19 protein-coding genes are annotated in these 23,052 nt (G+C 51.5%); 18 read left to right on the top strand and 1 reads right to left on the bottom strand.

What is annotated here, in order from left to right:
• Positions 1–9 precede the first annotated feature (9 nt).
• The 4 genes from BM412_RS15445 to BM412_RS15430 all read left to right on the top strand — a co-directional run bounded on the left by BM412_RS15445 (position 10) and on the right by BM412_RS15430 (position 4,751).
• Complete coding sequence (locus BM412_RS15445) at positions 10–405, top strand: DUF3397 domain-containing protein (RefSeq protein ID WP_091219557.1); 396 nt, start codon at positions 10–12, stop codon at positions 403–405.
• A 156-nt stretch (positions 406–561) separates the two neighbouring features.
• Positions 562–2,193, top strand: a complete 1,632-nt coding sequence (bshC, locus tag BM412_RS15440; protein WP_091219554.1) for a bacillithiol biosynthesis cysteine-adding enzyme BshC — start codon at positions 562–564, stop codon at positions 2,191–2,193.
• Positions 2,194–2,243: 50 nt separating this feature from the next.
• Complete coding sequence (locus tag BM412_RS15435; protein ID WP_091219552.1) at positions 2,244–3,512, top strand: adenosylhomocysteinase; 1,269 nt, start codon at positions 2,244–2,246, stop codon at positions 3,510–3,512.
• 150 nt (positions 3,513–3,662) lie between these two features.
• On the top strand, positions 3,663–4,751 hold the full coding sequence (locus BM412_RS15430) for a DUF4349 domain-containing protein (RefSeq protein WP_091219550.1): 1,089 nt from the start codon (positions 3,663–3,665) through the stop codon (positions 4,749–4,751).
• Between the two features lie 30 nt (positions 4,752–4,781).
• Here BM412_RS15430 and BM412_RS15425 read toward each other — a convergent pair whose 3' ends face one another.
• Positions 4,782–5,096 (bottom strand): hypothetical protein, encoded by a 315-nt coding sequence (locus BM412_RS15425; protein ID WP_143111633.1) that lies wholly within the window; start codon positions 5,094–5,096, stop codon positions 4,782–4,784.
• 195 nt (positions 5,097–5,291) lie between these two features.
• Between BM412_RS15425 and mraZ the strand changes: the two genes are divergently transcribed.
• From mraZ to BM412_RS15355, 14 genes are all read left to right on the top strand, one after another.
• Positions 5,292–5,729, top strand: coding sequence for a division/cell wall cluster transcriptional repressor MraZ (mraZ, locus tag BM412_RS15420; RefSeq protein ID WP_091219544.1), 438 nt, complete (start codon positions 5,292–5,294; stop codon positions 5,727–5,729).
• A 57-nt stretch (positions 5,730–5,786) separates the two neighbouring features.
• Entirely contained in the window at positions 5,787–6,719 is a 933-nt protein-coding gene (gene rsmH / locus BM412_RS15415; protein WP_091219542.1) for a 16S rRNA (cytosine(1402)-N(4))-methyltransferase RsmH, read from the top strand.
• Between the two features lie 68 nt (positions 6,720–6,787).
• On the top strand, positions 6,788–7,189 hold the full coding sequence (locus BM412_RS15410; RefSeq protein ID WP_091219539.1) for a septum formation initiator family protein: 402 nt from the start codon (positions 6,788–6,790) through the stop codon (positions 7,187–7,189).
• A 76-nt stretch (positions 7,190–7,265) separates the two neighbouring features.
• Positions 7,266–9,428: a penicillin-binding transpeptidase domain-containing protein gene (locus BM412_RS15405; RefSeq protein WP_256256324.1), complete on the top strand. Its 2,163-nt coding sequence runs from the start codon at positions 7,266–7,268 to the stop codon at positions 9,426–9,428.
• Between the two features lie 95 nt (positions 9,429–9,523).
• Positions 9,524–11,464: a stage V sporulation protein D gene (locus BM412_RS15400; RefSeq protein ID WP_091219533.1), complete on the top strand. Its 1,941-nt coding sequence runs from the start codon at positions 9,524–9,526 to the stop codon at positions 11,462–11,464.
• 105 nt (positions 11,465–11,569) lie between these two features.
• A complete protein-coding gene (locus tag BM412_RS15395) occupies positions 11,570–13,054 on the top strand; it encodes a UDP-N-acetylmuramoyl-L-alanyl-D-glutamate--2,6-diaminopimelate ligase (protein ID WP_091219530.1) in 1,485 nt (494 codons plus the stop codon).
• Positions 13,054–14,460 (top strand): UDP-N-acetylmuramoyl-tripeptide--D-alanyl-D-alanine ligase, encoded by a 1,407-nt coding sequence (gene murF / locus BM412_RS15390; protein ID WP_256256322.1) that lies wholly within the window; start codon positions 13,054–13,056, stop codon positions 14,458–14,460. Before BM412_RS15395 ends, murF begins: the two co-directional genes overlap by 1 nt.
• A 10-nt stretch (positions 14,461–14,470) precedes the next feature.
• Positions 14,471–15,427 carry a phospho-N-acetylmuramoyl-pentapeptide-transferase gene (gene mraY, locus BM412_RS15385; protein ID WP_091219528.1) on the top strand — a complete coding sequence of 319 codons (957 nt, stop codon included), beginning with the start codon at positions 14,471–14,473 and terminating at the stop codon, positions 15,425–15,427.
• Positions 15,428–15,882: 455 nt separating this feature from the next.
• The gene (murD, locus tag BM412_RS15380; protein ID WP_091219525.1) at positions 15,883–17,322 is read left to right on the top strand and encodes a UDP-N-acetylmuramoyl-L-alanine--D-glutamate ligase; all 1,440 of its coding nucleotides are present in this window, start codon (positions 15,883–15,885) and stop codon (positions 17,320–17,322) included.
• A gap of 45 nt (positions 17,323–17,367) precedes the next feature.
• Complete coding sequence (gene spoVE, locus BM412_RS15375) at positions 17,368–18,465, top strand: stage V sporulation protein E (protein ID WP_091219522.1); 1,098 nt, start codon at positions 17,368–17,370, stop codon at positions 18,463–18,465.
• A gap of 7 nt (positions 18,466–18,472) precedes the next feature.
• Positions 18,473–19,585, top strand: a complete 1,113-nt coding sequence (gene murG, locus BM412_RS15370; RefSeq protein WP_091219520.1) for an undecaprenyldiphospho-muramoylpentapeptide beta-N-acetylglucosaminyltransferase — start codon at positions 18,473–18,475, stop codon at positions 19,583–19,585.
• 178 nt (positions 19,586–19,763) lie between these two features.
• Positions 19,764–20,669, top strand: coding sequence for a UDP-N-acetylmuramate dehydrogenase (gene murB, locus BM412_RS15365; protein WP_091219517.1), 906 nt, complete (start codon positions 19,764–19,766; stop codon positions 20,667–20,669).
• Between the two features lie 15 nt (positions 20,670–20,684).
• Positions 20,685–21,965 (top strand): UDP-N-acetylglucosamine 1-carboxyvinyltransferase, encoded by a 1,281-nt coding sequence (gene murA, locus BM412_RS15360; RefSeq protein WP_091219514.1) that lies wholly within the window; start codon positions 20,685–20,687, stop codon positions 21,963–21,965.
• A 91-nt stretch (positions 21,966–22,056) separates the two neighbouring features.
• On the top strand, positions 22,057–22,821 hold the full coding sequence (locus BM412_RS15355) for a cell division protein FtsQ/DivIB (protein WP_091219511.1): 765 nt from the start codon (positions 22,057–22,059) through the stop codon (positions 22,819–22,821).
• Positions 22,822–23,052 lie beyond the last annotated feature (231 nt).

Genomic DNA, 23,052 nt, shown 5'->3' with positions numbered 1-23,052 from the left:
GAACCGAGGATGCAGTGGATTTGGGAAAGCATCAAGAATGTCTACGCTTTTCTGGCCGTTCTTCCGATTATACCGTTTCTACTCGTTTATTTTGGTTATGGAGCTTTCACAGGGGATAAGAAAAAAGCATTCAGCACGGCAATGGATGTTACTACGGCACTTCTAATTGGCTGCGTGGCTGTATTGTTTAATAAAATTTTTCATAGCTCATTTGGCATTTACGGTATTTTGCTCATTCTTCTTCTGGGCGGCGGACTGCTGGGTAACGTGCAATACAGGTTGAAGGGCAATATTAATATGCGCCGCATAATGCGCGCAATATGGCGGCTCGGTTTCTTTCTCATGAGTCTTTGTTACGTCATACTGATGTGTATCGGCATCGGGAAGAGTTTTTTTAACGTGTAATCATCATCAATTGATTCATATAGATATGAGGACCGCTCTCCGCTCAAGGAGGGCGGTTTTTTTTTGACGGTACGCGCCCCGTTGTGTACAATGAATGAGAAAAACCGCACTTATTCTTAAGGTGTTATTTACGAGGGAGAAAGGTAGAGACTGTCCATGAAAATCGATACGGTTCAGCTGCCTTTCGGACAGCCTGTCACCGAAGCTTATATACATCGAAGCCACCCCGGAGTAGAGGCGCTGTTCGGCAGCCACGCGGCAGAAAATATGCACTGGAAACGCAGAATGAGCTGGCTTTCAGAGAACGCGGATAAGCGCGCGGATGCTCGTCTTCTTGGCGATACGCTCCAAACGTACAATACGCGATATAACAACAATGCAGCGGTCATGGCGAATATCGACGCGATTCGCGCTGGGGCGGCGGTCATTGTGACCGGCCAGCAGGCGGGGCTGTGGACAGGCCCGCTGTTAGTCATCCATAAAGCGGTTACGGCGATTTCGGCTGCGAAGGAAGCTGCTGCACGGCTTGGTTCCGCTGTAGTGCCGGTGTTCTGGATTGCCGGCGAAGACCATGACTTCGATGAAGTCAATCATGTGTATGTACGGGGAGAAACTTCCGCGCTGAACCGATTGGCTGTCCACAGACCAAGCGGTGCTCGCACCGCCGTCAGCAGGACGAATATCGAGCAGGATACGTTCGCAGAAGCGATCCAACTTCTAAGTGCTGCATTGCCTGACACATCGTTTAAGCCGGAGCTCCTTGAGAAACTGGACCACTATGCGAAGCAATCTCAAACATTGTCCGATTTGTTTGCTTACTTGCTGGGGTGGCTGTTTGGCAGCCAAGGACTTGTTCTGCTGGATGCGGATGATGCCGGCATACGGGAGCTGGAAGCGCCGATGTTCGGTCGGATGCTGGCTCGTAATGATGAGCTGGAGTCCGCTTACTTCCGCAGTGCAAGTCAGCTTGAAGAGCTTGGGTTCACGCCTTCGGCGGATGTTACGCAGGGAAGTGCGAACTTGTTTCTCTTCGACGAGGAAGAGCGGATATTACTACATAAGCATGAAGGTCAGTACCGCAATCGCAAAGGCTCCAAGTCATGGTCCATCGAACAATTGCAAGCATGGGCAGACAACGATCCGCGGCGGTTCAGCAACAATGTCCTGACAAGGCCGATCATGCAAGACTACGTGCTGCCTGTTATGGCCACGGTTCTTGGTCCGGGCGAGATTGCTTATTGGTCACTGACCGGCGAGGCGTTCAAGGTACTCGGTATGGAAATGCCGATCGTTGTGCCGCGGATGTCCTTTACGCTTGTCGAAGACAAAACTTCGAAATACATGTCCAAGTTTGGATTGTCTTTTGATGAAGTGGCTTATCGATTTAAGGCATGCAGAGAAGCATGGCTGAAGGAGCGGGATGAAACCGGAATTGAAGCCGGATTCGCCGAAGCTCTTGCAGGCATAGAAGCCTTGTACGAGCCTATTAAGGCTTTAACCGTTTCGGTTGCGAGTGGCTTGGGGACATTGACGGATCAGAACCTGCTTCGAATCAAGGAGCAAATCTCGTACCTTGAGAAACGGACTATGGATGCCCATGCCAAGAAATTCGGAGCCGCGCTTCGGCAATTGGACTGGATTGCATTGTCATTGTGGCCGGATGGCAAGCCTCAGGAACGCGTACTGAATATGATGGAATTCTATAATCAATATGGAAGAGCGTGGATCGACAAGCTGCTGGAGATCCCCTATGATCAACAGAGCGGCCATCATTTGATTTCGATTTAATGCAAGGACAATCAACGAGAACGTAGAAGAAGGAAGGGTGCTGAAAAACAATGACAGTTAATGCGAAGCAAAACAGTATCGTACGTGATATGGCGCTTGCGCCTGAAGGACATTTGAAAATTGATTGGGTTGCAGCTCATATGCCTGTACTTAATCGGATTCGCGAGCAATTCGAGAAAGAGCAGCCGTTTAAAGGCCTGAAGGTTGCCATCTCCCTCCACTTGGAAGCCAAAACAGCCTACTTGGCTAAAGTCGTTCAAGCCGGCGGCGCTGAAGTGACGATCACAGGCAGCAACCCGCTGTCCACGCAGGACGATGTATGTGCTGCTCTTGTTGAAGACGGCATCACTGTATTTGCCAAATACAATCCGGAGCCTGCTGAGTACAAGTCTTTGCTGGTCAAAGCACTTGAAACGAAGCCAGACCTAATTATCGACGACGGCGGCGATTTCGTTTCGATCCTCCATGCTGAACGCCCTGACCTCATGGAAAATATTCGCGGAGGTGCAGAAGAAACGACGACCGGCATTCTGCGTCTGAAAGCGATGGAGAAGGACGGGTCTCTCAACTTCCCGATGGTTGCCGTTAATGATGCCTTCTGCAAATACTTATTCGATAACCGTTATGGCACGGGACAATCCGTGTTCGACGGGATTAACCGCACGACAAACCTTGTAGTAGCCGGCAAAACAGTCGTTGTTGCAGGTTATGGCTGGTGCGGTAAAGGTGTGGCGATGCGTGCGAAAGGTCTCGGCGCGCAAGTTATCGTAACGGAAATCGATGCGATTCGTGCAGTTGAAGCCTACATGGACGGTTTCACTGTGCTTCCGATGATTGAAGCAGCTAAGCTTGGCGACTTCTTCGTTACGGTAACGGGGAACAAAGATGTCATCCGTGGGGAGCACTACGAAGTGATGAAGAATGGCGCACTTCTGTCCAATGCAGGTCACTTTGACGTTGAAGTGAACAAACCCGAGCTTGAGGCTCTGTCCAATGGCAAGCGCGTAGTTCGCCGCAACATCGAAGAGTACCAGTTGAAAGATGGCCGCAGCATCTACTTGCTGGCAGAGGGTCGCTTGGTCAACCTGGCTGCAGGCGATGGTCACCCGGCTGAAATTATGGATATGACATTCGCGCTGCAAGCGATGTCGCTTAAATATGTGAACGATAATTACAACAGCATCGGCAAGAAAGTCGTCAATGTTCCTTATGAGCTGGATGAGCAAGTAGCTCGTTACAAGCTTGAAGCGATCGGAACAGGCATCGACAAGCTTTCAGATGAGCAGAAGGCTTATCTGGACAGCTGGCAAGAGCATTAATATATCGCGTTAAGAACAAGACGCATGAACTGAGCTCCCATCAGAGCCGGTTCATGCGTCTTTTTTCTGCCACAATATGCAACTTCTACCTTTCATCCAACGTTTGATAGGTAGGTCGACAATATACCATAGTAAAGTGGGGGTTGTATCATGAACATGCTTCATGGCAAAGGCGCAGCAAAAAAGAGAAGCGTCAGATGGATGATGCTGGTTGGCATTGCAGTCATGGTATGGATGTTGGCAGGTTGTTCCGCGAGTAACAGCGATAAGAATTCTTCGAGCGACGGGTATGCGGGCAGTGCAACCAGCAACAACGCTGCAGTGAGCTCGGAGGCGGCGGCGCCGATGGCTGATGCGGAGTCTGTTGAGACTTCGTCGTCGAATTCGAATACCGCAGACACCGCAGCCAGCGCCGAAGAGTCGCCCGCTGCCGGAATGAGCGACACCGGAAGCAATATTCCGGACGGCGAGTCCAGCTTCACGCGAAAAATCATTTACAGAGCGAATGTGAACATGGAAGTTGAAGACTACGGCAAAGCCCAAACCTCGCTTCGCAATTTGATTCATTTGTCAGGCGGGTATTTGCTTTCTTTCTCGGATAAGAAGACAACCTCCGAGTTAGGCGGCACCTACACGATTAAAGTGCCGGCTGCCGGCTTCGATACCTTCATCAGCGAGCTGGAGAAGATCAAGCACGAAGGCTTCGAGAGCAGCGCGCAAGGAACGGATGTGACGGAAGAGTACGTCGATATGGAAGCAAGGCTGAAGGCTCGTCAAGTGGTAGAGGCTCGGTTGACCGCATTCATGGAGAAGGCGACGAAGACAACGGATCTGCTCCAAATCTCAAACCAGCTCGGCGAAGTGCAAACGGAGATTGAGCGGATTAAAGGACGAATTCGTTATTTGGACAAAAATGTGGAATACTCCACCATCGACCTGAGGATGTATCAGGTGCTGGAGCCTGTTACTGCGAAAGATGAAGAGAATCCAGGGTTTCTGACGCGGATTACGGATGCCATGTCAGGCAGCACGAATGTGGTGTACGCGTTCATTCAAGGTGTATTTATCTTCATTGCAGGGGCGTTACCGGTATTGGCATTGGCTGCAATCATAGGTATTCCTTCTTATTTGGCTTACCGAAGCAACCGGCGCAAACGAAATTTGAATTCGGCTGCCAGCACAAAACAAGTCCCGGCGCTTGAGGCTGCGGAACCAGCTAAAGAAGATTCAGAAGTTTAGAAGACCTAAGAAGCCATGCAAAGAGCTGCATCACATGTCCCCGGCGGCATGCGGTGTCAGCTCTTTTTGCCGTGTTTGCGCACTGCCTGCAGCACGCTGCATGGCAACAGTGATGGCGGTTTTTCTGGCGATCGCAGAGCGTTCCTCCTCGGACGCTTCCAAGAAGATTGGATTGCGGAATAGAGCGGTCAGTGCTTCCTCGCTGGCAGCCGCTGCTTCTTCTTCACTGCGGAGTAAATAATGTGTTACTTGATAACAAAGCAGCTCGACCTTGCGAAGAAGGTTGATTTTATAGGTCAAGGCGGAAGTGCCGGTCACAGGCAGGCCCCCTTTTGTATGATTCATCCAGCATTTCTTTTCCAGTGTACACGATCCAAAGAACTAAAAAGTTTCAAAACCGTAACAAGGTTAATCCCATAAATTATTTTATTAAATCCTGCTTAAGGAGCAGGATTTCAATGGCGGGTGGCGAATAGTTCAACCTTAGTGGTAGAAAGTGGGGTTAAGTGGAGGATTTGGGGGAAGGGGTGGAGCGGTTCAATGTTTATGGGCGAATATCAGCATAGCATTGACGAGAAAGGCCGCATCATCATCCCGGCTAAATTCCGCGAACTGCTGGGCGACCACTTTGTTGTCACACGAGGACTTGATAACTGTTTGTTTGTTTATCCACAAAGCGAGTGGAGCTTGCTTGAACAGAAGCTGAAATCGCTGCCCATGATGAAGTCGGATGCGCGAGCGTTCTCCCGTTTTTTCTTCTCCGGAGCAACGGAATGCGAGCTCGACAAACAGGGAAGGGTAAACTTACCGAATACGCTGTGCGAATATGCCAAGTTAGACAAGGACTGTATTGTGCTGGGCGTTTCGAACCGCGTAGAGATCTGGAGCAAACCGATCTGGGAGAGCTATTTCAAGCAATCCGAAGAGACCTTCAACGATATCGCAGAGAAGCTTGTTGATTTTGATTTTAATTTTTAACTCGCTTGCCGAATCATTTAGGTGGAGCGAGGGGTTTAGAGCAGGGAGGATTACAGCATGTTTCAACACATCACGGTATTAAAAGAAGAAGCAGTAGATGGACTTGCCATTAAACCGGACGGCATCTACGTGGATTGTACACTCGGAGGAGCCGGCCACAGCGAGCTTATTGCATCCAGGCTTGGACCCCAAGGAAGACTTATTGCATTAGATCAGGACGACTGGGCTCTCGACAACGCGCGTGTCAGACTGGCTGCCTACATGGACCGTGTCACGCTCGTAAAAAGCAACTTTCGTTATTTAGCGCATGTGCTGAAGGATTTAGGGATTGCCGGCGTAGACGGCGTATTGTTCGATCTGGGCGTTTCCAGCCCGCAGCTCGATGAAGGTGAACGCGGCTTTAGCTACAATCACGATGCGCCGCTTGATATGAGAATGGATCAAGACGGCATGCTGACGGCAGATGATATTGTCAATACATGGGATGAACGCGAGATCTCCCGTATTATTACGAACTACGGTGAAGAGCGGTTTGCCAGATCAATCGCCCGCAAGATCATCGCAGCCAGAGAGCAGAAGCGAGTCGAAACGACCGGTGAGCTGGTTGAAATCATCAAATCAGGCATACCTGCTGCTGCAAGGCGGACAGGTCCGCATCCGGCGAAACGTACGTTTCAAGCGCTGCGCATTGCGGTTAACGATGAACTTGGCGCGGAAGAGGAAGGTCTTGCACAGACAATAGACGTATTGAATGCCGGAGGCAGAGCTTCAGTCATTACGTTCCATTCCCTGGAAGACCGTATTTGCAAGCAGCTGTTTGCGAAATTTGTTGAAAAATGCACCTGTCCGACGGACTTTCCGATGTGCGTTTGCGGCGGAGGCGGCAAGTTAAAGCTTGTGAATCGCAAGCCGATTCTGCCAAGCGAAGAGGAACTGGAGCAGAACCCGAGATCACGGTCCGCGAAACTTCGCGTTGCCGAGAAATTGTAAATGACATAGAAGACAACACACCATAGATGAAGATGGAATAGTAACAGAGAAGGGGAGAGGGGATCGCAATGGCATATGTGAATGGGAATCTGGCGCTGCAGCCAAAACGAAAGCCGGAGCAGCGGCCACAGTTCCGCGAGACCAAAAAAGTTGTCATTAAACGGAAGTCGCTGCCGGTGCAGGAGAAACTGCTGTACATGTTTACGATTCTCGTATGCGTGATTGTAGCTGGCGTCGTTATTTTCCGCTATGCGCAAATCTATCAGATGGAGCTTCAAATCAAGCAATTGACGAAGCAGCATGAGCAACTGACCGAGCAGGTAGCCTTCTTGACATCTGAATACGAGAAGGCGAGAGACCCGAAGAATATTAGGGATCTTGCAGGGAAGTATGGATACGTTCCAACCGACGACACGCCTATTACAGTAAGTCCTTCAGTTGAAACGCCTGTCGCGAGCAGCAAGGAATAGGTGAACAGCCATGACAAAGAGAATTAGATTACGGACATTGTTGGTCGGAGGGTTTATCACCCTCCTTTTTGTTTTATTGGCGGGCCGAATCTACTGGGTTCAAGTGGTACATGCGGATTTCTGGGCGGATAAAGCAAGAGAAGTATGGTCGCGGTCGGAGAAGCTCGTGCCGGTTCGCGGTACGATTACGGACCGAGAAGGCAATGTGCTTGCCATGGATGTTGCGGCTTATACCGTTGCGGTTAATCCGAAGGTCATTCATGATTTGAAGCTGGAAAATGTCATCATTAATAAACTTAGCGGCGTGCTTGGCAAATCGCAGATTTCGCTGCGTGAGATTGTGGAAGCGAAGCAGGAGAACGGCGAATACTATCAGCAGCGCGAGGTGCGCAAGGAAGGCTGGAAGATCGACAAGTCGGTCGCGGATCGGATTCTTCGTTTCCGAGATCAGCTCGAAGAAGAAACCGGCCACAAGGATGTTGGCATCTACTTGATCGACCAACAGAAGCGCTCCTACCCGAAAGGCAGCTTGGCTTCGCATATTCTCGGTTATGAGAACAAGGAAGGCAAGGCTGTGATGGGGCTGGAAGCCTCGCTGAATGATCAGTTGAAAGGTACTGAGGGCGAAATTAAGTACGAGCGGGACGGCAATGGTGTCATTCTGGAGAATGGGACCGTCAGCTTTAAACCTTCCGTGGACGGTAAAAATGTTAAGTTGACGATTGATATTGAGATTCAGCACTACATCGAAGAAGCGATCAAAGAAACGTATGACACCTATAAGCCGAAGAGCATCACGGCGATTGCGGCTGACCCGCAAACGATGGAGATTCTCGGCATGGCGAATTTGCCCAATTTTGATCCGAACACGTACTGGACTGCACCGCAAGAGAACTTTTACGATCATTCCATTAAGTCTTTGTATGAACCGGGTTCGACATTCAAGATCGTGACGTTGTCCGGCGCCGTTCAAGAAGGGATGTTTAACCCGGACGCGACCTACAAATCCGGCGCTATTAAAGTACCCGGCGGTACCATTCATGATATCAACCGTGAAGGCTGGGGAACCATCACGTATTTGGAAGGATTAAAACGGTCCAGTAACGTCGAATTCGTAAAGCTGGGCTATGAAGGGCTAAAGGCTGATAAGCTCAGAGACTATATCAACAAGTTTGGATTTAATCAAAAAACAGGAATCGAGTTATCCGGTGAAAAGCCAGGACTTGTCCAATTTAAGTACCCAAGGGACATTGCATCTGCGGCCTTTGGGCAAGGCGGTGTTCAAGTCACTCCGATTCAACAGGTTGCAGCCGTAGCCGCTGTAGCCAATGGAGGTAAGCTGCTCGTACCGCATCTGGTCAAGGAAATTCAAGATCCGGTTTCGAAGAAAGTTGAAGTGATCAAACCACAGGTCGTCCGTCAGGTTATCACGGAACAAACGGCTAAGAAAGTGGATGAATACCTGGAGCAAGTCGTATCTGACCAGGAGATCGGGTCCGGACGCAGAGCCTATATCGAAGGCTACCGTGTAGCGGGAAAAACAGGTACGGCGCAGAAGGTTGTCAACGGCCAATATGCGGAAGACAAATACGTGATATCTTTCATTGGCTTCGCGCCGGTGGGCAACCCGAAGATCGTCCTCTACCTCGTCATGGATGAGCCGAATGATCGGTTAGCGTCCGGCGGTACGGTTATGGCACCCGTATTCAAGAAGATCGTGCAGCAAAGTCTTCGCCATATGGGCGTTGATCCCGTTACCAAAGTGAAGACAACCGCCTCAAACACGCCGAATCAAGAGCAAACCGTCGAAATTCCGAACTTGGCTAAGCTGGATCTAACGAATGCGAAAAACAAATTGAAATCGAATAAGCTCAATTACGAAGTTGTCGGTAAAGGCAAGACCGTCCTGCAGCAAATTCCGAAGGCAGGTACGTCGGTCAGTCCGGATCAGCGGATCTATCTCTTAACCGAAGAGAGAACGAAGCTGCCGATTCCGAATATGAAAGGCTTATCGCTTCGTGACGCGATGGAGATGTGCTCCATTTTGCAAATTCGCGTCATGACAACCGGGGAAGGTTTCGTAACCTCGCAGTCTTTGGCGAAACAGGGCGATACCAAAGTGCTTAAGCTTGTTCTGTCACCGCCGGCTCAACACGTCTCCACGCAGACAGGTGACGGAGAAGATCCGACAAAAGAAGGAACTGACAACAGCAAATCGGGCACGACTTCTGGGGGATAGGCTTGTTCTAACCCCCTTTTTCTTTGAATAGGCTTGGATTAGGAAACGGTTGGACGAACGTTCCCGTTTTACGAGCTATTCGGAGGGGATGTTAAGTGAAGGTTTCGAGTGTGACGATCAGGCGCAGGCTGTTTACGGCGCTTCTTATTGGCATTCTTGCATTCTCGCTTCTGGCAGGACGACTGGGTTATGTGCAGCTGTGGAAAGGCGAGGAATTGGCAGCCAAGGCGGAGGATTCCTGGCGCAGGGAAATCCCTTTCTCGGCGAAGCGGGGCGAGATATTGGACCGAAACGGCTCGATGCTTGCGTATAATATAAGCTCACCTACCGTTATGGCGATACCGGCGCAGATTAAGGATGCCAAGTCGACTGCCGCTCAGCTTGCCGGCGTACTGGATATGTCGGAGGATGTAATCTATACAACGATCAAGAAGAAACAGATGATAGTCAGTCTTAAGCCCGGCGGTCGCAAAATTACAACGGAGAAAGCGCAGCAAATTCGGGATCTTAATTTGCCCGGAATCGTGGTAGCCGAAGACAACAAACGCTATTATCCGCTCGGAAGCTTCGCTTCGCATGTGCTCGGATTTACCGGTATTGACAATCAAGGTTTAACCGGCATTGAAGCCAAGTATGACAATATGCTCGAAGGCATCAACGGAAATATATCCTTCCTATCAACGGCCGGTGGCGGGCAGATGCCCGGTTCTGGGGATACCTATTTGGAGCCCAAAGACGGACTTAACTTAGAGCTTACGATAGACAAGCAGATTCAGACGATTATGGAGCGGGAGCTTGATCAAGCGATGGTCAAGTTTCAAGCAGATGACATCATTGCCATTGCAATGGATCCTACGAACGGCGAGATTCTCGGAATGGCCAGCAGGCCAACCTACGAACCGGACAAATACCGCGAGGTTGATCCGGTGATCTATAACCGGAATCTGCCCATCTGGATGACGTACGAGCCGGGGTCCACGTTCAAGATCATCACGCTGGCTGCCGCTCTCGAAGAAGGCAAAGTGAATCTCACGGGCGAGCATTTCTTTGATCCGGGAGCTGTTGAAATCGGCGGGGCCAGGCTGCGCTGCTGGAAGAAAGGCGGCCATGGCAGCCAAACCTTCCTTGAAGTTGTGCAAAACTCTTGTAACCCGGGATTCGTAGCGCTCGGCAACAGACTTGGCAAAGAGAAGCTGTTCGATTATATTAAGAACTTCGGCTTCGGTAAAAAGACCGGCATCGACCTCGGCGGCGAGGAGAACGGGATTATGTTCAAAATGAGCCAGGTCGGACCTGTCGAGCTTGCGACTACCGCATTCGGCCAAGGGGTGTCGGTTACACCGATTCAACAGATCACGGCTGTTTCGGCGGCGATCAATGGGGGTACACTGTATAAGCCCCACGTCGCCAAATCATGGATTAATCCGGAGACGGGCGATACCGTAAGCACGGTGCAGCCGGAAGTGGTGCGAAACGTCATATCCGAGAAAACGAGCAAGCAGGTGCGAGAGGCGCTGGAGAGCGTTGTTGCCAAAGGAACAGGGCGCAATGCTTTCATAGACGGCTATCGTGTCGGCGGTAAGACGGGTACAGCTCAGAAGGTTATCAACGGCCGTTATTCGCCGAATGAGCATATCGTTTCCTTCATCGGCTTCGCGCCGGCGGACGATCCGAAGATTGTTGTCTATGTCGCGGTCGATAACCCGCAAGGCATTCAATTCGGGGGCGTCGTTGCCGCGCCGATTGTACACAATATTTTGGAAGATGCATTGCCGTACATGGGCGTTGCTCCGAGGAAGGATCAGCTTAGCAAAGAGTATAAATACGGTGAAACACCGATCGTGGAAGTGCCGAACCTCATCGGCAAGACCGTCTCTGATATCTATGAAGATTTGAATATGAACTTCAACCTTACCTCGGCGGGCAGCGGTGACACGGTGATCAGGCAATCGCCTGCAGCGGGTACGCGAGTCGATCGAGGGTCAACCATACGGATTTATTTAGCAAAAGACGATGATGAAAGCTCTGTTCGCTGACTATAATGAGTATAGATAGATGAAGTAGGCCGCGACCCAAATTTGCTGCTTCTTCATAGGCGGCCCTGCGCAGATTTGATCTGCTCACGGGAGGGGACTTAAGCGATGCGTGTGGAACACTTGGCTGCACTGCTGCTCACATCTGTTCTTGTCGGTGAAGGGACCGCGGAGGTTGGTGGTATAGAGACCGATTCCCGCCGCGTCTTGCCCGGCTGCGTCTTTATCTGTTTGCGTGGACATAAGGTTGATGGGCATGAATATGCCGCGGAAGCTGTTGAGAGAGGGGCTATTGCCCTCGTTGTGGAGAGGCAGCTTGATCTGCCCATCCCACAGCTAATCGTCAAAGACAGCCGATATGCGATGGCCGTGATCGCCAATCATTATTTTGATTATCCGAGCCGTAAGCTGAGATTGATCGGTGTTACAGGTACGAACGGTAAAACAACGACAACATATTTAATTGAGAAGATAATGAGTGATGCCGGGTTCAGCACCGGCGTTATCGGAACGGTAGAAATGCGCTACGCCGGCCAATCGCTGCCGATGTCGGGAACGACGCCCGAAGCGCTGGAACTGCAGCGTTCGCTTGCTGCCATGGCCGAGGCCGGGACGGAATACTGCGTCATGGAAGTTTCCTCGCATGCGCTGGAGCAGGGACGGGTAAAAGGAAGCCGCTACCGGATCGCGATCTTCACGAATCTGACGCAGGATCATCTCGACTATCATGCCACGATGGAGCGGTATGCTTCAGCGAAGGGCCTATTGTTCTCCCGACTCGGTAATGAATTCGGACGTGCGCCGGAGGATCGTTTGTTCGCGGTGCTGAATGCCGATGATGAAACCTCGCCGAAGTACGCGGATGTTACGGCAGCTGAGGTTGTTACGTACGGCATCGATCATGATGCGGACGTACGTGCCGATAAAGTTCGAATAACTGCGCACGGGACTGCTTTTCATGTGGAAACGTTCGCCGGCTCTGCGGATATTACGCTGCGTATGGCCGGTAAATATAATGTGTACAATGCGTTAAGCGCCATCAGCGCTGCTCTGATTGAAGGGGTGTCGCTGAAACAGATCAAGCAAAGCTTGGAAGACATCCCCGGTGTTCCGGGGCGTGTCGAGTCGGTGCAAGCCGGACAGAAGTTCGCGGTCATTGTGGATTATGCGCATACGCCGGACGGTTTGCAGAATGTGCTTACCGCCGTAAAGGAATTTGCAGTAGGCCGCGTCATCTGCGTCTTTGGCTGCGGCGGCGACCGTGACAGGACGAAACGGCCTCTGATGGGTCAGATAGCCGCGCGGCTTGCGGATTATTGCATCATTACATCGGATAATCCCCGTACGGAGGATCCGGAACGTATCCTGCTGGACGTCGAAGCAGGACTTGAACAGGACGGTACCGCGGCGAATCGTTATGAGCTGCTAGTCGACCGCAGAGAGGCGATACAAAAAGCGGTTGAAATGGCGAGGCGTGACGATGTAGTATTAATTGCGGGGAAAGGCCACGAAACCTATCAGGATATCGGTGGCGTCAAGTATGACTTTGACGACCGCGAGGTGGCAAAAGAAGCGATAAGGAGTCTTTCATAGTGATTACACGTAAATTAAGCGAGATTGCCGCCATGTGCGGTGGAACAATACAAAACGATACCGATGCCGGCAGTATCCGCATTGCCGGCGTCTCCATTAACTCCCGGCGCATATCGCCGGGACAATTGTTCATTCCGATCAAAGGCGATAACTTTGACGGACATGATTTTGCAAGCGGCGCAATAGAAGGCGGCGCAGTCGCTACGCTGTGGCAGCGGGATAAAGCACTTCCTGCAGCGCTGGCGAGCGGAGTGCCACTTATTCTGGTGGACGACACAACAGAAGCGCTGCAGAAGCTTGCTTCCGTCTATCGCGACGAATTGCAGGTGCGTGTTGTAGGGGTTACAGGCAGCAACGGCAAAACGACGACAAAAGATATGGTCGCAGCGCTGCTGTCGGGCTTTTTTCGCGTGCATAAAACAGATGGCAACTATAACAACCATATCGGCTTGCCGTTGACGTTACTGGCGTTAGAAGAAGGCGTCGAGGTTGTTGTGCTAGAGATGGGGATGAGCGAGTTCGGCGAGATCGATCTGCTGACTCGACTTGCGAAACCCGATGTTGCGATCATTACGAATATCGGCGAATCTCATATGCTCCAGCTTGGTTCTCGTGCAGGCATCACCCAAGCGAAGCTTGAAATTGTGGCCGGCTTGAAGCAAGGCGGACTGCTGCTAATCAATGGCGATGAGCCGCTTCTGCACGAGGGGCTTAAGAACGTTTCACTGCCGGAAAACACAGAAGTACAAACCTTCGGACTGCAAGAAGGGAATCGTTGGGCGGCTGAGCACGTTATCGTGAACGCTACGACTTCAAGCTTCGATGTTCGCGGCGACAATGGGCTTCAGCTCGTTGAACTTCCTGTGGCCGGGGTGCATAATGTATCGAATGCGCTCGCTGCGATTGCCACAGCGAAGAAATTTGGGCTGCCCGATGATGTGATTCGCAAAGGATTTGCCGGGCTGAAGCTGACAGCGATGCGCATTGAGCCGGGTGTTGCGTATAATGGAGCAATGCTACTTAATGATGCCTACAATGCCAGTCCGACTTCCGTCCGCGCAGCGATTGATCTCGTAGCAGGGCTGTCCGGTTATCACTGCAAATGGCTCGTCCTCGGCGATATGCTGGAGCTCGGACCGGATGAAGAAGCGATGCATGCTGAAATCGGCGCCTATGTGAATCCGTCGAAAGCGGATCGGGTACTGACATTCGGTACGCTTTCGCTCCATATCGCCTCAGAAGCGGCTAAGCAATTTAGCGACGCTGATCGTGTAAAGGCATTCGAAGACAAGCAACAACTTATAGAATGGCTCCGCGCACATTTGGTGCCGGAAGATCTCGTACTGGTGAAAGGATCCCGCGGCATGCGCATGGAAGAAATTATCCATGACCTGCAGCGTGCATAGAGGTGAAATTATGGACGTAAAGGTCATTCTTCTGTCAATCGGCGCTTCCTTCATGCTTGCATTACTGTTCGGACCTTTGTTCATTCCGCTGCTGAAACGGTTGAAATTCGGCCAGCAGATCCGTACAGACGGCCCGCAAAGCCATCTGAAGAAATCAGGGACCCCGACGATGGGCGGCATCATTATCATGCTGGCCGTGCTGCTGGCGTTTCTGAAGTTCTCGGATAAAACGTCTTCCTTCTGGGTGCTGCTCGTTGCATCGCTCGGCTTTGGGCTGGTCGGATTTCTGGATGATTATATCAAAATCGTATTTAAACGGTCGCTTGGCCTAACGGCGATGCAAAAGCTCGTCGGCCAGCTGATTTTTTCCGTAATTATATGTGTACTGCTCTATCAAATGAATCACAGCACGGTGATCGGCATTCCAGGGACATCCGCGGAGCTTGATTTCGGCTGGTTCTACTACCCGTTTGTCGTTATCATGCTGTTCGGCACGACGAATGCGGTGAACTTCACGGACGGCGTCGACGGATTGTTGGCAGGGACAGGCGCGGTGGCGTTCACGGCCTTCGCCATCCTTGCACTTCATGCCAGCGAACACGAGTCGGCGATCTTCTCGGCCACGATGATCGGCGCGATGCTGGGCTTCTTGATCTTCAACGCGCATCCGGCCAAGGTGTTCATGGGCGATACAGGCTCGCTGGGCATCGGAGGCGGTATGGCGGCTGTGGCGATTCTGACCAAAACCGAAATCCTGCTGGTCATTATCGGCGGCGTTTTTGTTCTGGAGATGCTGTCGGTTATACTGCAAGTAGGATCTTTCAAACTGCGAGGCAAACGTATTTTCAAAATGAGCCCGATCCATCATCATTTTGAATTGTCCGGCTGGTCGGAGTGGAAGGTTGTTACTTCCTTCTGGTTCGTCGGCATCGTGTTCGCGGCGATTGGCTTGCTGCTGGGAAGGTAAGAGCCTGAGGGATAGGGACGCTGGGAGTACACCACTGCGCGTGCGGATCATTGTTTCGATCGCTGTTGTCCGTCGGAATTCTTGATTATGTAAATGATCTAATGGTTGAATTCCGTCGGACAAAGGATGATTGGTTTGCATGGCTAGTACCATACAAATCATTCATCCATGGCAAACGAACGCTGACGCTTCTACACAACGACCGCCCGCTCCGCTCTTGTACCCGGCTATTCTTTACAAGTCCCGGAGGGACAAGGCAACGGTAGGTCACAAGGGAGCGCCAAAATGAAAGTTAGTCCCGCGAGGGACTTCGAGCACCCCCACCAACCGGAGCTAGGAGCGACTCTGAAACTCGAACGTTACACCTTCCGGGTGTCCAGAGGGCCGGGGCCCTCGGGGTCCCCCTTTCAAAGGGGGATTTAGGGGGATTGTCAATTGAAGGAGTGGTTACATATATGAAACACCCATCCTTATACAAGGATCAACAGGTTGTCGTCATCGGATTAGCCAGAAGCGGGGTCAGCGTCGCAAAGATTTTCCACAAGCTTGGCGCAATAGTGACCGTTAACGATATGAAAGAACGTCATTTATCTCCCGAAGCGGACGAGCTGGTCGCTTTGGGTGTTTCTGTTATTTGCGGCAGTCATCCGGCTGATCTCATTGATGCAAATACGGCGCTGGTGGTTAAGAATCCGGGTATCCCTTATACGTCCGCGCCGGTTAAGCAAGCGGTGGAGCTGGGGATCGAGGTCGTGACGGAAGTCGAAGTGGCCTACCTCTTGTCGCCTGCGCCAATTATCGGGATTACCGGTTCCAACGGGAAAACAACGACAACGACATGGTTGGGCGAACTGCTGGAAGCAGCAGGGCTTAATCCGATCGTAGCCGGCAATATAGGAACCCCGCTGTGCGAAGCGGCACAGACAGCAACAAGCGAGGACTGGATCGTAGCGGAGTTAAGCAGCTTCCAATTGAAAGGGACAACGGAGTTTAAGCCGCGGATCAGCATGCTGCTCAATGTAGTGGAAACTCATCTGGACTATCACGGCGGCATGGAAGATTACGTGGCGTCCAAAGCGAAGCTTTTTGCAAATCAGACGCCTGAGGATACGGCGATTCTAAATGCTGATGATCCGGTTTGCCGCAAGCTGATGCATGCCGGGACGATTCGTGCACGAATTTTACCTTTCTCGACAACCAAAGAACTTACGTACGGCCTATGTGTCATCCCGCCGTTCCCTGCCGATCTGACAGAGCCTGTCGGCGACGTGAAGCGTCAAATTGTATGGCGCGATGAGCAAGGCGAGTCCCATACCATCATTCCGGTCGATGAAGTCGGCCTTCCGGGACGCCACAATACCGCTAACGCGCTTGCGGCCATTGCTGCTTGTATCGCTGCGGGAGCACGCATCGAAACGTTGATAGAGCCGCTTCGCCGGTTCCGCGGGGTGGAGCACCGACTGGAGTTTGTGCGCAATCACAACGACATCGCTTATTACAATAATTCCAAAGCTACGAATGGAACAGCTACGATCATAGCGCTGCGTTCGTTCCAGGGCCGCCGCATTGTACTCATTGCCGGCGGACTGGACAGAGGCTCCGACTATATGGAGCTGCTGCCGCATTTCCGCGATCAAGTGAAAGCTGTTGTAGCGCTGGGCGAAACTCGCGGCAAAATTGCCGAAGTCGCAAGACGAGCAGGTTTAACGACCATTAAAGTCGTCGAACCTGTGGAGGACGCCGAAAGCACGCTGCAGCTGGCAGTACGAGAAGCAGCAGCCCTCGCGGAGCCCGGAGATACCGTTCTCTTGTCTCCGGCCTGTGCAAGCTGGGATATGTTCAAATCCTATGAAGAACGAGGGCGCATTTTTAAAGAATCGGCGCATAACTTGTAAGTAGGGGGCTTGTCCCTACTTAAGCTTGCAAGAGGTGTTAGCGCTATGGCAAAAGCCAGGTCTGCCCCGGATATGTGGATGATCATTGCGATTGGACTCATTTTGGCTATCGGACTTGTTATGGTGTACAGCGCCAGTGCGGTGCTGGCCTTCCATGAATTCGGAGACAAATTTTATTATGTGAAACGGCAGGTGCTGTTTGCTGCGCTCGGCATCGGGGCGATGATCGTCACTATGAACGCAGACTATTGGATTTGGCGCAAATGGGCGAAGCTCGGCCTATTCATATGTTTCGGCATGCTGCTGCTCGTCTTGATCCCCGGCATCGGGGTCGTCCGCGGCGGTGCGCGAAGCTGGCTGGGGATCAGTTCGTTCGGTATTCAGCCATCCGAATTTATGAAACTCGCGATGGTGATCTTTCTATCAAAGCTGCTTGCGGATAAACAACAGGCGGTAACACAGTTTACGAAAGGCCTATTGCCGCCGCTCGGCATTATGGGACTGGCCTTCGGACTCATCATGATGCAGCCGGACCTGGGCACAGGGGCCGTCATGATTGGCGCTTCGCTGCTTGTTATCTATACGGCAGGAGCGCGTATGGCGCATTTGGGTTCGCTTGCCTTAGTGGGTGTAGCCGGCCTTGTCGGACTTATTCTGGCAGCGCCATACAGGCTGCAGCGAATAACAGCGTTTCTCGATCCTTGGGCGGATCCGCTTGGAGCAGGCTATCAATCGATTCAGTCGCTCTATGCGATTGGACCGGGAGGGCTGGTAGGTCTTGGCCTTGGAATGAGCAGGCAGAAATTCAGCTATCTCCCCGAGCCGCAAACGGATTTTATTTTCTCGATCGTGTCCGAGGAACTTGGCTTTATTGGCGGAACTACGATTATTACATTGTTCGCGATCTTGTTATGGCGAGGCATGCGGACCGCGATTGCAGCTCCCGATACATTCGGCAGTTTGCTGGCCGTCGGCATTATCGGCATTGTCGCCGTTCAAGTGTTTATTAATATCGGGGTTGTTATCGGCATGATGCCGGTTACGGGGATCACGCTTCCGCTGGTTAGTTATGGTGGTTCCTCGCTGACACTGCTTCTGACATCGTTAGGCATTTTACTGAATATATCCCGTTACTCGAGGTGACTAATACATGCGTATCGTATTGACAGGCGGCGGAACAGGCGGCCATATCTATCCCGCGCTTGCAATTGGCAAGCAGGTGATGGAAGAGCAGCCGGGTTCGTCCATCCTGTACATCGGCTCTCCGAAGGGGCTTGAAAGCCGGATCGTGCCTGCGCAGGGCATTCCCTTCGAATCGGTCGAAATTACAGGCTTTAGACGAAAGCTTTCGTTCGAGAATGTCAGGACGGTCATGCGTTTTCTAAAAGGGGTTCGGAGGTCCAAGCAGCTGCTTCGCGATTTTAAGCCGGACATCGTGGTCGGGACAGGCGGTTATGTGTGCGGACCCGTCATTTATGCCGCAGCAAAGCTGGGCATCCCAACTCTAATCCATGAACAAAATGCAGTTGCAGGTTTGACCAACCAATTTCTCTCCCGTTATGCCAGCAGCGTGGCGGTCAGCTTCAAGGACGCGCTGTCGCAATTCAAGCGGCAGTCGAATACGTTATTTACCGGAAATCCATGTGCGACCAGCGTCGTACGCGCCGATAAAGAGCAAGGCTACGCCAGGTTAAACATTCCGGCAGGCAGTCAGGTCGTACTGCTTGTCGGGGGCAGCCGCGGAGCGAAAGCGATAAATGATGTCATGGTGGACATGGCACCGCTGCTTAAGCGGCTGCCAGACGTCCATTTTGTGTTTGTGACAGGTGAAAGCTATTACGAGAACACGAAGCGCCGCATGGAAGAGGTGCAGCCGGCACGTTCCGAGCATCTCCAAGTGCTGCCGTATTTGCATCACATGCCGGAGGTGCTGGCGATATCCGATCTGGTGGTCGGAAGAGCAGGTGCATCCTCGATTGCCGAATTGACGGCACTGGGCATCCCATCGATTCTGATTCCTTCGCCGAATGTGACGAACAACCATCAGGAAGCGAATGCCAGAAGTTTGGTAGATGCCGGTGCCGCCGAGATGATCCTTGAACGCAATCTGAACGGTGAGCTCCTCTTCGAGCGAATCAGTCAGATTATTAATAGTAAGGCAACGCAGACGGCAATGAGTGCCGCTGCGAAATCACTGGGCGTGCCGGACTCGGCGGCGCTGATCGTCAATGAATTGAAACAACTAACAACCAGACAAAAATAAGTCTGTCCTATAGGCGATTGTCACACTCCTGTGCGGGAAGGCATAGTATATTGCATAATCGTGACCGTCACCCGGCGGGCCTCTCAGTCTTTGCTTAACGGCAAGGCGGCGGGCCACCCGGAGGAACAAACGAGCGCCAGGCAAGTTTCAATCGCTATAGCAGAAGGAGGTACGACAGATGGAGCAGTTTTTGGCGGAGCTAAGCGAAATAGATGCAGGCAGAGTCCTGTTTAACAAGCCACTCTCCGAATTTACAACTTGGAAAATCGGTGGACCGGCAGATGTACTTATTATTCCGAATAACGAAGACCAGCTGGTGTCGGTCGTCCGGTTGCTCCATAAACATGGGGTACAGTGGACCAATCTCGGACGCGGCTCCAACATGCTAGTCAGCGACAAAGGAATCCGCGGCGTCGTCATTCAACCGGGTGAAGCATTCGATTATGTACGATTTGATGGCACGCTCGTTCATGCAGGTGCCGCTTATTCCTTTATTAAGCTGTCGGTCTTGGCAGCCAAAGAAGGGTTATCCGGATTGGAGTTCGCGGGGGGAATTCCAGGATCGGTAGGCGGAGCTGTTTATATGAACGCCGGCGCTCACGGGTCGGATGTGTCACGTATCTTCAAATCAGCTGACATTGTACTGGAAACAGGGGAATTGGTTCGCTACGGAATAGAGGATATGAAGTTCACTTACCGTCATTCATGCTTGCATGAACGGCCGGGCATCGTCGTTGGAGCCGTGTTTGAGCTTGAGCAGGGAGAGCGCAAAGATATTATGTCGACTACTTCCACTTATAAACAGCGTCGTCTGTTGACTCAACCGCTGCAATTGCCATGTGCCGGCAGCGTGTTCCGCAATCCGCCGAATGATTTTGCCGCAAGGCTCATTCAAGAAGCGGGTCTCAAGGGAATGCGCTGCGGTGGCGCCGAGATCTCGAACTTGCATGCCAATTTCATTGTCAACACCGGGCAAGCGAAAGCTGAAGACGTTCTCACCCTTATGAAAACCATTCAAAGCACCGTGAAGGACAAATTTGGAGTCGAACTGGTGGCGGAGGTACTGGTTATGGGTGAGCGGTAATCCGGAGGTGATAAATTGGACAAATTGGTGATTGAAGGCGGGAAACCTCTCTCAGGAACCATTGTTATCCAAGGCGCGAAAAATGCCGCTTTGCCGATTTTAGCTGCTAGTATGCTGGTAGAAGGAAAAGTGACGATCGATCATGTACCGAAATTGCTTGATATCGACGTCATGCTTAACATTTTGCGCGAACTTGGCTGCCGAGCAGAGCACGAGGACGAAACCGTCACGCTCGATACGTCAAGCTTGCATTCTTCCCACATTCCTGAGGCTCTTATGCGTCAAATGCGATCATCCATTTTTCTAATGGGGCCGCTTTTAGCAAGGTTTGGCGAAGTAACGATATATCAGCCAGGCGGCTGCGCGATCGGAGAACGGAAAATCGATTTGCATCTTAGCGGCCTTCGGGCGCTGGGGGCGCAGGTCGACGAGGAAGACAGCCGAATAGTCTGTTATGCAAAACGGTTGAAAGGCGCGGAAATTCACCTGGATTTCCCGAGCGTCGGAGCTACGGAGAACATCATGATGGCCGCGGTGCTTGCCGAGGGGCTGACTACGATCAGCAATGCTGCTCGTGAACCGGAGATTCAAGATTTGCAGCACTTCTTGAACAGTATGGGTGCTAAGATTTTCGGTGCCGGTACGGATACGATTACGATCGAAGGAGTAGAGAAGCTGACGCCTTGCCGCTATCAAGTCATTCCGGACCGAATTGTGACCGGAACGGTGATGGTAGCCGCTGCCGCAACGCGCGGGCAGGTGACACTTCTGAATACATGTCCTTCGCACTTAACCTCTCTCATCCATGTGCTTAGACGCACAGGTGTTCAAATAACGGTTGACGATGATATAATCAAAGTAGGTACAGCAGCACGGCCTAAGGCTGTTGACCGCATCGTAACCTCGCCTTATCCTGCTTTTCCTACCGATTTGCAATCGCAAATAATGGTTCTGCTTGCACTGGCAGACGGAGTAAGTGTCATGAAAGAAACGATTTTTGAAGGCAGATTCAAGCATGTCGATGAACTCTCGCGCATGGGAGCCGACATTCGCGTTGATCTGAACTCCGCTTTCATCCGCGGCGTGTCACGTCTGTACGGCGCAACGGTGGAAGCAACGGATTTACGCGCAGGTGCTGCTCTGGTCATTGCCGGGCTTGCCGCGCAAGGGAAAACCGTCGTGGAACAGGTGCATCATATCGACCGCGGTTATGACCGAATTGAGACCATGCTGGGCAGGCTGGGAGCCAGAATTACCCGCTATTCTCCGGTGCCGAACAATCAAATCGTTCCATAACAACGAGTGTGGACAGATATAAGAAAGCGTGAGCGGCTCTTGCCATGATTGGCGGGAAGCCGTTTGCGTTTATACAAAGAGGGGACAAGCTATGCAAGAGAAGATGCCCGTGCTGCGCGAACCCGTGAAACGGCGCAGAAGCGGCAAGAAGCTGTTGGCGGTGCTTTTCTTATTATTCGTCGTAATTCTTGGCGTACTATTCTTTAATTCTTCCATAAGCAAGGTGGCGACTGTGACTATCGAAGGCCAGCATTACCTGAATGCTGCCGAAATCCGCAAGGTTGCCGGCATCGCTGCGGGAGATTCCTTCTTTGGAACATCTGCAGGCAAATTAGAGGCAAGAGTGCATACGATCAAGGCCATCGAGAATGTAAAAGTGACCAAATCGTTCCCCGGCAGCATCACGATCCATGTGCAGGAGTTCGAAACAGTCGCCTACACGTTGTCGAAGAACGGCGAAATCACGGCGATTTTGGCTAACGGCACAGGGATTGCGGCCGGTTCCGAAATGATTGTCGACAAGCCGATTCTGTCCGGTTGGAAGGCAGATGACCCGATATTGGCCGAGCTTTGCAAAACGCTCTCAACGATCCCGGAAGACTCCATAGCAGACTTCTCAGAGATTAAACCGGAACCGTCCCCCTCTTACAAGGATCGGATCAAAATCTACACCAGGACGCGATTTGAGGTCATTACGGCGGTGTCTCTGCTGCCTGAGAAGATCCCAACGCTGAATGCAGTCATTGAAATTCAGCCCCCGGGACTAATTACTATGCTGCTTGCGGATAAATATGCATCATTTACGCCGGAAGTCGCAGATAATCAGGGTATTTCCCAAAAAGAGACTACTCAATAGCTTCAAAGAATGATAGAATTTTAGTTATGTAGAATTAATTGCCCTTTTTTCATTTTTTCGGAATAACATCAACCAGCGCATGTTCATCCATGTAATGGACGTTTAAATAAACCTTGAAAAAATTGTAGAAAAAAGAGGGATATCCAGGATTACGTTGAATTAAAAAGAAATGCAACGCAGTCGCGGCATTTAATGTACCTAATTAATGTACCTAATTAATATTGAACGGAG

This window comes from Paenibacillus sp. BC26 (assembly GCF_900116125.1).
Classification (GTDB): domain Bacteria; phylum Bacillota; class Bacilli; order Paenibacillales; family Paenibacillaceae; genus Paenibacillus_Z; species Paenibacillus_Z lignilyticus.
Note: the sequence above shows the minus strand (reverse complement) of the source record. Positions and strands in the feature narration are given on the sequence as shown.

What these genes read in the sequence shown, in the direction of transcription:
- BM412_RS15445 (WP_091219557.1), top strand. Translation starts at nt 10, where the DNA reads ATGCAGTGGATTTGGGAAAGCATCAAGAATGTCTACGCTTTTCTGGCC.
- bshC (WP_091219554.1), top strand. Translation starts at nt 562, where the DNA reads ATGAAAATCGATACGGTTCAGCTGCCTTTCGGACAGCCTGTCACCGAA.
- BM412_RS15435 (WP_091219552.1), top strand. Translation starts at nt 2,244, where the DNA reads ATGACAGTTAATGCGAAGCAAAACAGTATCGTACGTGATATGGCGCTT.
- BM412_RS15430 (WP_091219550.1), top strand. Translation starts at nt 3,663, where the DNA reads ATGAACATGCTTCATGGCAAAGGCGCAGCAAAAAAGAGAAGCGTCAGA.
- BM412_RS15425 (WP_143111633.1), bottom strand. Translation starts at nt 5,096, where the DNA reads ATGAATCATACAAAAGGGGGCCTGCCTGTGACCGGCACTTCCGCCTTG.
- mraZ (WP_091219544.1), top strand. Translation starts at nt 5,292, where the DNA reads ATGTTTATGGGCGAATATCAGCATAGCATTGACGAGAAAGGCCGCATC.
- rsmH (WP_091219542.1), top strand. Translation starts at nt 5,787, where the DNA reads ATGTTTCAACACATCACGGTATTAAAAGAAGAAGCAGTAGATGGACTT.
- BM412_RS15410 (WP_091219539.1), top strand. Translation starts at nt 6,788, where the DNA reads ATGGCATATGTGAATGGGAATCTGGCGCTGCAGCCAAAACGAAAGCCG.
- BM412_RS15395 (WP_091219530.1), top strand. Translation starts at nt 11,570, where the DNA reads ATGCGTGTGGAACACTTGGCTGCACTGCTGCTCACATCTGTTCTTGTC.
- mraY (WP_091219528.1), top strand. Translation starts at nt 14,471, where the DNA reads ATGGACGTAAAGGTCATTCTTCTGTCAATCGGCGCTTCCTTCATGCTT.
- murD (WP_091219525.1), top strand. Translation starts at nt 15,883, where the DNA reads ATGAAACACCCATCCTTATACAAGGATCAACAGGTTGTCGTCATCGGA.
- spoVE (WP_091219522.1), top strand. Translation starts at nt 17,368, where the DNA reads ATGGCAAAAGCCAGGTCTGCCCCGGATATGTGGATGATCATTGCGATT.
- murG (WP_091219520.1), top strand. Translation starts at nt 18,473, where the DNA reads ATGCGTATCGTATTGACAGGCGGCGGAACAGGCGGCCATATCTATCCC.
- murB (WP_091219517.1), top strand. Translation starts at nt 19,764, where the DNA reads ATGGAGCAGTTTTTGGCGGAGCTAAGCGAAATAGATGCAGGCAGAGTC.
- BM412_RS15355 (WP_091219511.1), top strand. Translation starts at nt 22,057, where the DNA reads ATGCAAGAGAAGATGCCCGTGCTGCGCGAACCCGTGAAACGGCGCAGA.